Source organism: Streptococcus sp. 45 (genome assembly GCF_900108865.1).
Taxonomy (GTDB): Bacteria; Bacillota; Bacilli; order Lactobacillales; family Streptococcaceae; genus Streptococcus; species Streptococcus ruminicola.
In genome coordinates, this window is the sequence record NZ_FNXZ01000003.1 from 118783 (window position 1) to 133222 (window position 14440).

The 14440-nt window shown below is 36.6% G+C and carries 10 protein-coding genes; all 10 read left to right on the forward strand.

The annotated features are described in order from the left end of the window. Positions 1 to 15 precede the first annotated feature (15 nt). The 10 genes from BMX18_RS09365 (at position 16) to BMX18_RS06575 (ending at position 14320) form a co-directional block, all read left to right on the forward strand. Complete coding sequence (locus tag BMX18_RS09365; RefSeq protein WP_180366639.1) at positions 16 to 4533, forward strand: SpaA isopeptide-forming pilin-related protein; 4518 nt, start codon at positions 16 to 18, stop codon at positions 4531 to 4533. A gap of 128 nt (positions 4534 to 4661) precedes the next feature. After that, positions 4662 to 6149 carry an isopeptide-forming domain-containing fimbrial protein gene (locus tag BMX18_RS06530; protein ID WP_093815707.1) on the forward strand — a complete coding sequence of 496 codons (1488 nt, stop codon included), beginning with the start codon at positions 4662 to 4664 and terminating at the stop codon, positions 6147 to 6149. Between the two features lie 142 nt (positions 6150 to 6291). After that, positions 6292 to 7119: a class C sortase gene (locus tag BMX18_RS06535; RefSeq protein ID WP_093815709.1), complete on the forward strand. Its 828-nt coding sequence runs from the start codon at positions 6292 to 6294 to the stop codon at positions 7117 to 7119. A gap of 163 nt (positions 7120 to 7282) precedes the next feature. Then, on the forward strand, positions 7283 to 9178 hold the full coding sequence (locus BMX18_RS06540) for a M13 family metallopeptidase (protein ID WP_093815711.1): 1896 nt from the start codon (positions 7283 to 7285) through the stop codon (positions 9176 to 9178). Between the two features lie 230 nt (positions 9179 to 9408). Next, positions 9409 to 10266: a helix-turn-helix domain-containing protein gene (locus tag BMX18_RS06545; RefSeq protein ID WP_093815713.1), complete on the forward strand. Its 858-nt coding sequence runs from the start codon at positions 9409 to 9411 to the stop codon at positions 10264 to 10266. Positions 10267 to 10886: 620 nt separating this feature from the next. Further along, positions 10887 to 11102: a hypothetical protein gene (locus BMX18_RS06550; RefSeq protein ID WP_015695792.1), complete on the forward strand. Its 216-nt coding sequence runs from the start codon at positions 10887 to 10889 to the stop codon at positions 11100 to 11102. A 49-nt stretch (positions 11103 to 11151) separates the two neighbouring features. Next, on the forward strand, positions 11152 to 11880 hold the full coding sequence (locus BMX18_RS06555) for an ATP-binding cassette domain-containing protein (RefSeq protein ID WP_093815715.1): 729 nt from the start codon (positions 11152 to 11154) through the stop codon (positions 11878 to 11880). Next, complete coding sequence (locus BMX18_RS06560) at positions 11822 to 13180, forward strand: hypothetical protein (protein ID WP_257609275.1); 1359 nt, start codon at positions 11822 to 11824, stop codon at positions 13178 to 13180. The genes BMX18_RS06555 and BMX18_RS06560 overlap by 59 nt, the downstream gene beginning before the upstream one ends. Next, a complete protein-coding gene (locus BMX18_RS06565; RefSeq protein WP_074626771.1) occupies positions 13167 to 13442 on the forward strand; it encodes a hypothetical protein in 276 nt (91 codons plus the stop codon). The genes BMX18_RS06560 and BMX18_RS06565 overlap by 14 nt, the downstream gene beginning before the upstream one ends. Positions 13443 to 13798: 356 nt before the next feature. Beyond that, positions 13799 to 14320: a transporter gene (locus BMX18_RS06575; RefSeq protein ID WP_234787219.1), complete on the forward strand. Its 522-nt coding sequence runs from the start codon at positions 13799 to 13801 to the stop codon at positions 14318 to 14320. The last annotated feature ends 120 nt before the right edge of the window (positions 14321 to 14440 follow it).

Below are 14440 nucleotides of genomic sequence, written 5' to 3' on the forward strand. Positions count from 1 at the left end.
TAGAAAGGAGTTTGGATGTTAAAGCTATGGGCAAGGTTAGCAATTTTAGTAAAAAAGCGAGTCCGAGATAGTATCATTGCAAAGATTGCTTTGGTGCTATCTCTAGTCGTTGTCTTTTGTACGACTTACTTACTAATATTACCAGCCCTAACAATTAGTACGGGAAATAGTTCATCTGTTTTTCAATCCTCAGATGGTGCTTCATCTCAGGTTGAGTCCACGACGAATGATTCCCAAAAAGAAAATAGCCAGACAGAAGCTTCTTCACAAGCCAGTCCGACTGAGTCAAGTCAAGAAAAGAAGGACATGTCACAAGCAGGCACTTTGACTGCTGAAACGTCAGATGTGACGGTAACGGTCTCTTATGAGGGAGATACCTTTACAGAGCCAGTTCAATTAAAGGTAAAGCCTGTTTCTGACACGACTGCCATTGATAACAAGTTAACATCGCTTCTAAGCGAAAGTAAACAAAGCTTATCACAAGCACACTCTTACGATATTTCATTTGTCACAGATGATGGCAAGGAAGTTGAACCAAGTAAAGACGTCAAAGTTTCAATGGCTTTTAAAAATGACTTATCCACAAGCGATGACAAACAAGCTGGTTGGAAGTTGTATCACTTTGTGGATAACGATGTCAATCAGGTTCAAGATTTAACTGAATCGACAGATACAGACATTAAAGAAACTGGTGACGGAGCCGTCGAAAGTGTTGATTTCAAGTCTAATACCTTCTCAACTTACACCCTAGCAGGTGTAACCTACGCTGACTTTTCAGGGTATTTGACGGGGTATAGTTATAATGAAAAATCTGTTCAAGAAGATTTATCAACAGAAGAATTAAGCGTCTTATTGCATTTGGATTTTAAGATTAATCAAAAAGACGTTGCTAAAGAAAAACATTATTACTTAGCTTTGCCAGATGATACGGCGATTGGTAAAGATTTAAAACTTGGTACGGAATACACTGGACGTGATAATAATAATACCGATGCTTTTAAGTACCAATTCAAAAAAGATGATTCGTCTGGTAAATATTATTTGTTGATTTCTTTCTTAGACAGTTATGTTGCTAGCATGGGACAGGGTGTTCAGTCAACAGGTTATATTGATTATGAAGCAGTCTTTGGCTTAACTCATAGAACAAGTCATGATAGCTACACGGTCAAGTTTAGTGATGGTGTGACAATTGAAATTCCACCAGAAAAAGTGACTAAAAATTATGATTTATCAACATCAAAAACAGGAAAAGTTTCATATGATGGTGATACACCGTATATCGATTACACTGTTACAGTGGATTCTAAATACGGAACGCCGGGTAATATTGATTTAACGGATAGTTTGACAGCAGATGGTGTATCAATTGCTGATGTTACAAATGTATCAATTACCAAATCAACTTATATTGGAGATACAAGTCATGTGACTGGAACAGAAACTGTTTCTACTAAGCCAAACTTTGATAAGGCTAATAAAAAGTGGAACTTGACTCTTCCACAATTAGTTAGTGGTGGAACAGATTCAAATGGTAATCCGATTGGTCATTTTTACACAATCACTTACCGTTATAAGATTGCTGATTTATCAGCGGGTAAAACTGTACAGGTTAATAATACTATCAAAGCTGTTTCTAAAAATGATCAAGATAAACGTGAGGCAAGTAGCAGTACTAGCGTTACGTTAAAATTAAATGATATTAAAAAGTCTGGTAAATACGATAAAAAGACTGGAAAGATTACTTGGACAATCACAGTAAACCCAGATGGTAATGATATTGGTGGTGCTACCTTAAAAGATGATTTCTTTAAGAAAGCTGAGTCAATAGAAGTTACTTTGAAAGATGGATCTAGTGCTTCTGGAACTTATCGCTACTACGATTCTAATAATAATAAGTTAGATGATAATATAACGGATTTTAGTAAGGTCTCTTATATTCGTTTTAGTGGTCAAAAAGGCAAAAAGTCAAATACTAAAACCTATGTAATTACCTATACAACAGATGCTAAAAATTCAAGTTGGAATAAAAAAACTGTGACAAATACAGTTACCTTAGATGATGATGGTGATAAAACTTCATCTTCTGCTAAACCAAGTGTTCCAAGTGATGGTAATCTAGAAAAAACATCTCTTGGAGAAAATGACACATCTGATACAGGTGTCAAGACACTTAGTTGGCAAACTAAAATCACAATGCCAGCAAGTGGTGTGATTGAAAAAGGGACGAATTTCAGGGATTTTCTAACAGATCCTTGGAATCAAAATTCAGAAGTTCACTGGTACACCAAAGCACAGTTGCAAGACTTGTATAAAAAGCTTGTTAAAATCTTTGGTGATAGCAAGTTTACTTTGGAAGCTCGTCAAAACTCATGGGGTGGTTATACAAACTATGAAGATTTAGATAGCAATACTAAATATACTGAGTTTCAAATTATTCTAACGGATGATTTCAAATCAAGTAAAAATATTGTTCTTCAATATCAGTCAACAGCTAAGCTAAATGGCAATGCTAATATTGATTTCTGGAATACGATTAGTTCTGCAGACCATTCCAGCCAAGCTAAGTATCACCATACTGATAATTCAAATGTTATCAAAATGGACGGTGATGAAAATCATGCAACTACCAAGAAAACTAGCACGGATGGTGTTGTTACTTGGAAAGTTAAGGTTAATTTGAGTGATGATGCTAAGGCCATGACGGTAACGGATAATTTACCAAATGGTGTTCACCTAACTGGTTTGGTTTTTGGTCGTCACTACAGTCAAACGCCTGTAACGATTTCTGGTAATAACATCTCAGCTCTAACTGGTCAATATGAGTGGGGTGCTACGAACATGAAGGTTGATGGGACTATTTCAAGTGATAATGTTGTCACATTGAATTTCTCAACAACTGATGGTAGAACCCTTAAACAAAGCATTGGTGATAACAATGATTTTTGGTTAACTTACACGACAGCTTACGATAAGTTACCTGAAGCAGGTAAGAAAGTAACGGATACTTTAACCAATACGGTTTCTGTTCTTGTTGACGGTAATAAAGATTACGGCTCAGATAGTCAAACTCAAATCATAACCTTTGGTAAAGACAAGCAAGTTGTCAAACCAATTACTAAGACAGGTAGTTGGGATAACACCAACCGAGTCTTGCACTACAGTTTATCAATTAACCAAGAAGCTGAGGATTTAGTAGATGGTACTGATAAGTTAACCTTGACAGATGTCATGAGTATTTACGGGACGGACATATCTCTTGCTTTAAACCAAGCTTCCGTTAAGCTTTATTATGCTGACAGCAATCAAGAAGTTCCCTCTAGTGATTGGTCTTGGAAAGTGTCGTCGACAGATGATGGTTGGGGTAATTTGACAAGTACTTTAACAATCAGTCTAAAAGATGAGACAGCTTATAAGCTGAAGTATGATTATACTTTGATTAAGAAGAATCCAGATTTGACAGCTACTTACTGGCCTAAGAATACGGCAACTTTATCAGGAGTTAGTGAGGGTTCTACTGATACGACAACCGCCGTAGCTTGGCAAAGAATTGGTACTGATGCTGGTATTGATACTGAGCATGCCTATGTTATCAACAAAGTTGATTCAAGTAACTATGCTAAAGGGCTTGAAGGTGCGGTCTTTACGGTTTATAAGGCTGATGGTGATTGTGATGATAGCAATGATGAAGTCGTCGGAGAATATGTCAGTGATGAAAATGGACATATTTCGATTTCAAAAACACTGATGGAAGCAGGTAAATGTTATCAAGTTTATGTTCCGTTTCTTGGATGGATTACGGTAGGTTGGACCGATCCAAAAGAAAATTTTGAAGATAATCAAGCCTATTATTTCAAAGAAACCTCTGCGCCACCTGGTTATGAATTACCTAAGAATCCAGAAAAGCATTATTTCTACTACTCTCCAAATGAATGTGATGCTTATGATGATTATTATAAAAAGGTATATGGAGCTGTTAACTTAGCTAAGACGAGTGCTTCGATTTATGTTGAAAATAAAAAGATCAAGCAAACGAACTTAACCGTTAAGAAACAATGGTTAAAATCTGACGGCACTAAAACTGAGCGTACGGATGGGTCAATCACTTATGACGTGATTCAGGTAGCTACTAACCAATGTGGTCAGTCTTTCGAGTATGTTTATAAAGCTGGTGAAGTATTGACCCATGCTGATAACTGGACGCGAACATATAAGAATTTACCAGTTTCTGGTTATGACGCTTGTGGAAATAAGTATGATTTTACTTACTATGTTCGTGAACAAGCTGTTTCTGGTTATGATACTAGTTATTCTGATGGTTCTGACAGTTCGAAAAATCCAGCCGATATGGCAACGGATGCTGAGGATGGTCAGATTACCATTAAAAATAAATCTCAAAAGCAATATGAATTGCCTGAGACGGGTGGTAGTGGTGTGAAGATGCACTATGTGATTGGTGCAAGTTTGGCACTGCTTTCCCTAGGATTAATCATCCTAAAAATTTACAGAGATTATCAAAAAGGAGGTGACTCCTAATGATAGAGTTCCTGGTAAAGGTGGTGATGCCTGATTCACTACTGTAAGGATTTAGGTTGTAACTTCAATTTTGGAGTTTACACAATTTAGTTTTTGGTTTAAAAAGAAAGAAGGAAAAGGAATTTATAATGAAGAAGTTTAAATTATTCTTAGCAGCCTTGGCTGCAACGCTTTTTGCCCTTGTTGGTGGGAAAGCATACGCTTATACGTTGACAATTGATCATGTTGCAGATGGTCATACTTACGAAGCTTACCAAGTATTTTCTGGTACGCTTGCTTCAGATGGTAAGACACTTTCAGATATCCAATGGGGTAATGATGTTAATGCTTTCACATATGCTGGTGAATCAGATGCCGCTAAAATCGCCGATAAACTTACAGGTCAAAAAGAAGACTCAGATGATGCTAAAGCATTCTCAAAACTAGCTGGTGCTAACCTTAAAACTCCAGCAGCTAGTGCAGAAAGTAAAGACGGACAAGCTGTTCTTACAGTTAGTGCACCTGGTTACTACTTGGTAAAAGATGCTGATGCTTCACAAAATGATAAATATTCAGCTTACACTCGTTTTATGATGGAAGTTGCAGGTGATGTGACTGCCCGAGTTAAAAACGACAGACCAACTGTTCAAAAGAAAGTAAAAGAAACTAACGATTCAACTGGTACAACAACTGATTGGCAAGATGCTGCTGACTATGATATTAATGATACAGTTCCATTCCAATTGAAGGCAACACTTCCAATTCATATTGATGATTATGAACACTATTATGTAGAATTTACAGATACATTGTCTGCAGGTTTAACTTTTGATAAAATCACTTTGGTAAAAGCAGATAATACAATTCTTAAAGAAGATCAATACCAAGTAAGTAAAACAGAAAATCAAGATGGTACAACAACACTTTCTGTTATCATTACTGACGTAAAAGCTGTTAGTGGCATCTCAAAAGACGATAAAGAAGTTACTGTAGAATACAACGCAACTCTTAATGATAAAGCTGTTCTTGGTTCAGCAGGTAACCCAAACAGCGTTGAATTGACATACTCAAACAACCCTAATGATACTGGTGGTGGTACAACTAAACCAAAAGACACTGGTAAAACTCCAAAAGATACTGTAAAAGTCTTCACTTACCAAACAATCATTAACAAACTTAATGAAAATAATGAAGCTTTGAAAGGTGCTGGATTCACACTTTATAAAAAAGATAAAGATGGTAACTGGAACACTGTAAAAGCTATTTCAGCTGGTGAAGTTACACGCTTCGAATTCAAAGGTCTTGACGCTGGTAACTACAAACTTGAAGAAACAACTACACCAGATGGTTACAACACAATCAAACCAATCGAATTCACAATCAACGCTGAATACGATGTTAAATCAGATGACCCTCAATTGACTAAACTTTCAGGTGATGTCACATCAGGTGTAGCAGAATTTGATGCTAACAAAGCTGACGGTTCATTGACTGCTGGTATCGTCAACCGTAAAGGTTCACTTCTTCCATCAACTGGTGGTATGGGTACAACAATCCTTTACGTTGTTGGTTCAATCCTTGTTCTTGTCGCAGCTATTCTTCTTATCACTAAAAAACGTATGGATGCTGCTAAATAAGCATAAGATTAGTTTGTAAACGTTGGGTTAGCAAGCATTGATAATTGATTAACCTTGTTAATCTGACAAAGGGAGTGGCAAGTAGCATTAAGCTTTCTTTCTACTCCCTTTACTCTTGCAACGTTGGGGAGAGCTCTTTAGTATGTTGAAAAAGTTCAAAGAAAATTTTTTGACAAATTCACTTATTTTTATCTTAATAATCGGGCTGTCCCTCTTGTTGTATCCGACAGTTAGCGATTATTGGAATTCATTTCACCAATCAGAAGCGGTAGCAGGATATGTCCAGAAGGTTCAGGACATGGGTCAAGATAAGAAAGATAAGATGTTAGCAGATGCCAAGGCTTATAATCAGACCTTAGCTAAGGGTGTTATGCCTGATTTGAATTTATCAAATGCTGAGAAGTCTGTTTATAATAAAACCCTTGATGTGACTGGTACAGGAATTATGGCTTACGTCGAAATTCCAAAGATTAACACGACTTTGCCAATCTACCATGGTACGGATGATGCGATTTTGCAGGTCGCTGTTGGTCATATTCCTGGAACATCTTTACCGGTTGGTGGCAAGGGAACACACGCTGTGATTTCAGGTCACCGTGGTTTGCCATCGGCTAAGCTCTTTACAGACATCGACCGTTTGGTTGATGGTGATACCTTCATGATTCAGGTCTTAGATGAAACCTTGACTTATGAGGTTGACCAAATTCTGACGGTCTTGCCAGATGATGTTTCAGCGCTAGCCATTGACCCAAATCAAGATTATGTGACCTTGGTGACGTGTACGCCTTATGGTGTTAATAGTCACCGTCTCTTGGTGCGTGGTCACCGTATTTCAAATAAAATTAAGAATGCGCGTGTGATTTCTGAGGCTAGTCGTGTTGAACCGTTATTGGTTGCACCGATTTTAGCAATCTTTATCTTCATTTTGCTTTTGTTGGTGATTACCGTTTATCGTAAACTGCGATACTAAGTTGTGAGTTATCCAAAAGTTGGCTTAGAGATAGGCTGGCTTTTGGATTTTTTTGTTTGGGCGATAAAAGCAGAGCTTGGAAATTTATCTTTGAAAATCCTTGTAACTGTTATTCTTCTGAATTTTTGATAGAATGTTCTTAACAGATTAGAAGGAGATTCCTATGACTCGATACCAAGATGATTTTTATGAAGCCGTCAACGGCGAATGGGAAAAGACAGCTGTCATTCCTGATGATAAACCGCGTACTGGTGGTTTTTCAGATTTAGCTGATGAGATTGAAGACTTAATGCTAGCAACCACGGATGAGTGGTTGGCTGGTAAAAATCTTCCAGACGATAGCATTTTGCAAAATTTTGTTAAATTCCACCGCATGACATCAGATTATGAAAAACGTGAAGCTGTTGGTGTAGCACCAGTTCTTCCTTTGATTGAAGAATATAAGAAATTGGCTTCTTTTGCAGATTTTGCCGGACAAATTGCGGATTTTGAAATGGCTGGAAAACCAAATGAATTTCCATTTGGTGTGGCGCCAGATTTCATGAATGCGCAGCTAAATGTGCTATGGGCAGAAGCGCCTGGAACAATCTTGCCAGATACGACTTACTACGCAGAAGACAATGAAAAAGGAAAAGAATTGTTAGCGACATGGCGTCACATGCAAGAAGAATTGCTAGCAAAATTTGATTTTTCAGCAGAAGAAATCAAAGATTTGCTGGATAAAACCATCGAACTTGATGCCAAATTAGCCAAATATGTCTTGTCACGCGAAGAATCTTCTGAGTATGTTAAGCTTTATCATCCTTATGACTGGGCTGATTTTACCAAACTAGCACCAAATCTTCCTTTGGATAGCATCTTCACACAAATTCTTGGGGAAATTCCTGACAAAGTCATTGTTCCAGAAGAACGTTTTTGGAAAGAATTTGCGGCAGAATATTATTCTGAAAAGAACTGGGAATTGCTTAAAGCAGATTTGATTGTTTCAGCAGCGACAAGCTACAACAGCTATTTGACAGATGAGATTCGAGTGCTTTCAGGGACTTACAGTCGTGCTCTTTCAGGAACACCACAAGCCATGGATAAGAAGAAAGCAGCTTATTATCTAGCATCTGGTGCGTATAGCCAAGCTCTTGGCCTATGGTATGCAGGTCAAAAATTCTCACCTGAAGCAAAAGCTGATGTAGAGCATAAGGTTGCGACGATGATTGATGTTTACAAGAAACGTCTAGCATCTGCAGATTGGTTAGCCAAAGAAACACGTGATAAAGCGATTGTTAAACTCAATGTCATCACGCCTCATATTGGTTATCCGGAAAAATTACCAGAAACTTATGCGAAGAAAATCATTGATGAGTCTTTGTCGCTCGTTGAAAATGCACGTAACCTCGCTAAGATTTCTATCGCACACAGCTGGAGCAAGTGGAACAAGCCTGTTGACCGTAGTGAATGGCACATGCCAGCACACATGGTCAATGCTTATTATGACCCACAACAAAACCAAATTGTCTTTCCAGCAGCTATCTTACAAGCTCCATTTTATAGCTTGGAACAAAGTTCATCAGCTAACTATGGTGGGATTGGAGCAGTTATCGCTCATGAAATCTCACATGCCTTTGATACCAACGGTGCTTCATTTGATGAAAATGGTAGCCTAAACAACTGGTGGACAGAAGCAGATTACAAAGCCTTCACAGAACGTACCGATAAAATCGTTGAACAATTTGATGGGTTAGATTCTTATGGTGCTAAGGTCAATGGTAAATTGACAGTCTCTGAAAATGTGGCTGACCTTGGCGGTGTGGCTTGTGCGCTTGAGGCTGCAAAACAAGATGACGATTTCTCAGCACGAGATTTCTTTATCAATTTTGCAACTATTTGGCGCATGAAGGCGCGTGATGAATACATGCAAATGCTAGCAAGCATTGATGTGCATGCGCCAGCCAAACTTCGTACCAATGTCACATTGCCAAACTTCGATGACTTCCATGAAGAATTTGACATCAAAGCAGGTGACCCAATGTGGCGTGCACCAGAAAATCGTGTGATTATTTGGTAAGTTATTACCCAGAAAATCGTTAGAAACAAGAACTTGGTTTAACCAAGTTCTTGTTTTTTGCTATTCCTTTTTTAAAAATGTGATACAATAAACATTAGTATACCTAGAATATACCTAGATTTTTAAAATAGAAATATAGACTATGATTTTTCTAAGTTGTTTAGGATAACAGCTAAAGACCTTTCTTACTGGGAGAATTTGAAAATCATAGATTCAAAAAAGGAGACTGTATGAAACTCGAAAAATCAATGCAATTGGGTGAACTTTATCGCGAACTGCGAATCGCGCGTGGTTTGAAACTAAAAGACGTTGCACGAGAAAACCTTTCGGTATCTCAACTCTCACGTTTTGAAAATGGCCAATCCATGCTTGCCGCAGACAAACTCTTAATCGCCATCTCAGGAATCCACATGACCTTCTCAGAATTCGGCCACGCGATTAATAACTATCAAGAACCGAAATTGTATCATTTGGTAAATAAGACTGCAGAGCTATACAATAAGCAAGACATTGATGGGTTGCGTAGCTTGTTGGAGTCAGATAAGGAAACCGAGGTATTTGATGTCTATAATCGATTGAATAAATTAATTATAAAAACATCTATTCACACTCTCGATCCTACTTATGAAATCACAGAAGAAGAAAAGACTTTTCTGACTACTTATCTTTATGAAATTGAAGAGTGGACAGAGTATGAATTACTTGTTTTTTGTAATACTATGTCTATTCTGTCAGAGTCAGATTTGATTTTTTTGGGAAAAGCTTTTGTGGATAGAGATAAGGTCTATTTGTCATTGCCAAGTCACAAAAAAAATGCAGAAGTCGTTTTCTTGAATCTTATCCTGTTGCTGCTTGGTTATCGTAGGATTTATCAAGCCAATTATTTTATTGAGGCTTTAGAAAAAATAATCAACTATCAGGATATGTTTGCAATGACTTTTATTAAATTTTTAAGGAAAATCATTGCACATATTGAAAGTGACTCTAAAGATATATCGGAATTAGAGCACTTTATTGACTGTGTTGAAGAAATTGGAAATCCTACGATGGTTGCTTTCTTAAGAATGAATTTATCTAGAATATTGTGATAATGTAAATTATAGAAAATAGTTAGTAATAATATATGACTTATTAGAACCATACAATCATTAATGTTACTGCAACAGCAGGGGCAATAAAAGTATATTTAACCAATTGTTTAGCAGTTTTTTTCAATGTAAACATAATAAGTATCCTCCAAATTTTATATATTACGTATTATTCATAAGTTTTGTGAGTAACAACATTTATTAGGGCAGGGGAAGGGATAAATGTTATTACTTGGGGCTGATTGATTATTTTGAATGGGTTTTACGGGTAATATACAAAGAATGGAAGTACCAGAACGACTGTTTTAAGTAATGGTTTAAGGGTTAGTTTAAGCATTAGTAGTATCCTCCTTAATGTTATGTCTTCATTGTATCAGCGAAAATATTAAAATCGGTTTATTTGCAAATACGCAAATAAACTTTTTTTGTTAAGCAAATATACAATTTTCAGAAATCTTAACTTTCGGATGATATGATGCTAGTGTAATCTGTTTAGATAGTTTACATTATCGGTAATTATTTTTCGAAAAAGAACACCTGATAGATAAGAGTGATTTGCCATTTTTATGGGCATTTTTTGTCCTCTTATTTTTAAAAAGTTGAAAGGAAAACATAAGATTATGTTAGGATTTATGGATAACTACTTGGTTGCTTTGCAAGCTAAATATGCTTCAAAAGTGACTGTTAAGTGGGTTTGGGCAGTTTGCGCTCTTGTTTCTGTCATTGCAGTTATTGGTTATGCGGCTTATTGTACGTCACAATCAGGGAATTTTGCTGGCGGAATCAAGTTAGGTGTTCCTGACGTTATTCACGTAACATTTAACTGTACTAAATAATATCGCTCTTCTCTTTATTTTTAAGAGAAGGTGTTAGAATAAGGAATTTATGATTAAGATTGAACACTTATCTAAAACATATAAGCGCTTGGTTTTAAATGATATTTCAGTGACTTTTCCTGAAAGACAAGTGAGTGTTATTGTTGGTATTAATGGCAGTGGAAAGACGACATTTCTAGATTGTGTCGTTGGTTTGAAACGCCCGAGTGAAGGAGAGATTTGGATTGATAGTCACCATAATCAATCTGATGCCTTCAAGGAGCAAGTCTTTTACATTCCATCTGATTTTTATCTTCCGGATTACATGACAGGAAATGAATACATTCAATTCGTTTTGGCGCGTTATCCAAATGCAGACCTTGATAAGGTCGATTCTTTCTTTGAATTATATGATTTGAAGGAAGCTAAGAATCAGCTTTTAGAATCTTATTCTTTTGGGATGAAAAAGAAAGTTCAAATTATCGCTGCTGTCTTATCAAATGCTCCTTATGTTTTGGGAGATGAAGTTTTTAATGGCTTGGATTTTGAAACCACTTTGATTACAGTAAAACTATTTCAGGCTTTACTTGATTATCGCAGTTTTGTCTTAATTTCACATAATATGACCATAATCAATCACTTTTGTGACCATATCTTTTTGATGTCTAATGGGAAATTAGTTCCTTTTACTGGCGATGCTAGTCAATTGGAAGCAGAGGTGTTACGCACGGAGTCTGTTCATGATAAAATCACGTTCATTCAAAGATACGCAACTTTTGATGACAATGTTTCTGAATAATGCTTTGAAAGGTTTCTTAAATCGCCCAATTTTCAAATCAAAATGGGTAAGACGTTCCTTTGTCACTTTCCTATGTCTGCTTTATATTTTGTATTATCTCTACAACATGAAAGAGCTGGCAAAAATATCATTCATCAGAACAAATGTTCCTCTTGCTATTTTGGAAACTGGGCAAAAACAAATCTTTTTTAGCTATTTCAGCAATACTCTTGTCTTGGGGTGCTTGTCCTTTCTTTTCGTTGAGACAACCTTGGCTTTGGATAAGACATCTTTGTATTTCGTTAAAGCTTTACCATTTCGAAAGCGTGATATTCAAAGGGCTTACTCTTTGTTTCGTTTGTTGCTAATGGTTGGGATTTATGAATTAGTCATGATCATTGCAACGCCTGCTATCAAGTTGGTTACAACTTCTGTGGGAGATTTTGGCTTGTTTTTCCTTAGTCAACATTTTTCGTTCTTTCTTGTTATCATCAGCTTAGAATGCTTATCTTTAGGGCTAGACAGGCTTTTGCAAAATCAGATAAAACACTTGCTTGTGATTAAACTACTCCTAGCAAATCTAATTTTAATAACTAGTTTGGCTTATTTCTTTCAATGGCGTTATGCACTAGAATCACGATTAGCTTCTTCTCCATTTTCCATTCATGAGTTGATTCTAGGAGCATTCCTTGGTAGTTTTTGCTGTCTAGTTGTCGCTGTTTATTTGCTTTTGCATTTGCCTTTGGCTGATACTTTAGTTACTAGTCGCAGTCGCTTTATTAAGGTACCTGTTCTTGATAAAGTCACCTTTCGTTATAAAACAAATTGGTATTATTTGATTTTTCCTGTGATTGTTATTGGCATTATGGCTTATCAGAGTGGTGTAAAAGCAGTTCTGGCAGTCTTACCAACATTGCTTGCGTTTAATGGTTTATTATTACTTTCACATGGCGATAGCACAGAGGATTTCCGACATCAGTATAATCTCCTGCGGATTACAGTATGGGAAGAATACTTTGGTCAGTATTTGCTTCTTGTATTGTTGGAAATACCTTTATTGATTTGCTTTGCCTTTCATTTAGCTACTATTAACCAAGTGATGGTGTCAGTTGCTTTTGCTCAATCTGCTTTGATGCTGGGCTATCTTTTTCCAAAATCACGCGGAAATCTCAATGAGACCACGTCAATGTTTTTATTAGGGATTATTTTTATCTTAGTCACGCTTGTTGTGAAAAACGCAAGCTTGGGTTTGATAGTTATTATCCTATTAGCAGGTATTCACTATAGTCTTCTTAGGAGGTTGAGATATGAAAGATTTTAGTCGTTGTCTAGGGATTAGTGTAGTGACCTACGCTGCCTTAGTTGTGTTTACAAGCCTTTGGAAATTATTTCAGCTTGGCGGATCGTCAGCTTCAGTAAAAACTTTGTTAGGCATCACCATTGATAACAAAATTACTGAGCACAAGATTTCCACAACATTTGGCTTGTCTTGGCAAACATTAATTGCATTTATCATTTATTTTTGCCTTGTCTGTGCTCTAACTTATCTCACTGATAAATTCAGCGAAACGAAACATGATTGACTTGTTTAGTTTAGTTGTTATTGCGATTCTGTCAGTTTATGCTGCGGTCGGATTACATGAGATATTGCATTACTTGGTGGCACGAGCACTGCATTACCAAGCGTGTTTTAAACACGTTGGTGTTCTGGCTTTTCAAGTGGAGTATAGAAATCAAAACTGTCCCTTAGACAATTTCTTAATTGCTTTTATATCCCCATTTCTGTTAACTCTAATTGGCATTTTAATCCCTCTAAATTACTACACCCTCGTATTGAAGGTAACTTGTCTAATGAATCTGTTTAACCTCTTACCATTCACAGCAGATGGCGAGGTGATTTTACTGTCAATTGTTCAGCTAATTCAAAAGGAGAAAAATAGTGAAAAATAAAAAAATGAAACTTGGTCTCTTTATCATTTTGTTTGCGATTATTTTTGTTGGTGGTTATATCGTTACCAATAAATTAAACGGAACAAGTGCTTATGTTGATGAAACGGCTCAGCTGGTTAAAGATAATCCAGATGATGTGGTTAGTCGCTTAGAAGCTAAAGAACAAGGCATGTATTATTTTGGCTTTCCAACCTGTCCGTGGTGTGTTGAGTTATTGCCTGTCTTAGACAAGGAATTACAAGCAGACCATGTTAAAGCCTATACAGTCGATGTTCGAGGTAAACATTATAGCGACGCTGACAATGCTATCGTGAAAAAATTCTCTCAAACTTATACCAAAGAAGACAAATTATACGTTCCTTTTGTCGTTGCAATTAATAGTTCAGGAGATGTTAAAGTTCACGTTGGTACGGTCGATGACCATGATGCCACTAAAGATAAAATGACTAAAAATCAAGAAAAACGTCTGGTTAAAATCCTAGACAAAATGATTGCCTTTAGTCAAAGCTGAAAGATAAATAAATACGCCACTTCGTTTTAAAACGAAAGGGCGTATTTTTGAATTGAGGTTTTTAACATCAACTATTCTATTTTTTATTGTAACTTCTTTAGTTTTCTGAATTGTGATTCA

Excerpts from the sequence above, each read along its gene's own strand:
- BMX18_RS06535 (WP_093815709.1), top strand. The coding sequence starts at position 6,292 with ATGTTGAAAAAGTTCAAAGAAAATTTTTTGACAAATTCACTTATTTTT.
- BMX18_RS06545 (WP_093815713.1), top strand. The coding sequence starts at position 9,409 with ATGAAACTCGAAAAATCAATGCAATTGGGTGAACTTTATCGCGAACTG.
- BMX18_RS06550 (WP_015695792.1), top strand. The coding sequence starts at position 10,887 with ATGTTAGGATTTATGGATAACTACTTGGTTGCTTTGCAAGCTAAATAT.
- BMX18_RS06560 (WP_257609275.1), top strand. The coding sequence starts at position 11,822 with ATGATAAAATCACGTTCATTCAAAGATACGCAACTTTTGATGACAATG.
- BMX18_RS06540 (WP_093815711.1), top strand. The coding sequence starts at position 7,283 with ATGACTCGATACCAAGATGATTTTTATGAAGCCGTCAACGGCGAATGG.
- BMX18_RS09365 (WP_180366639.1), top strand. The coding sequence starts at position 16 with ATGTTAAAGCTATGGGCAAGGTTAGCAATTTTAGTAAAAAAGCGAGTC.
- BMX18_RS06555 (WP_093815715.1), top strand. The coding sequence starts at position 11,152 with ATGATTAAGATTGAACACTTATCTAAAACATATAAGCGCTTGGTTTTA.
- BMX18_RS06565 (WP_074626771.1), top strand. The coding sequence starts at position 13,167 with ATGAAAGATTTTAGTCGTTGTCTAGGGATTAGTGTAGTGACCTACGCT.
- BMX18_RS06530 (WP_093815707.1), top strand. The coding sequence starts at position 4,662 with ATGAAGAAGTTTAAATTATTCTTAGCAGCCTTGGCTGCAACGCTTTTT.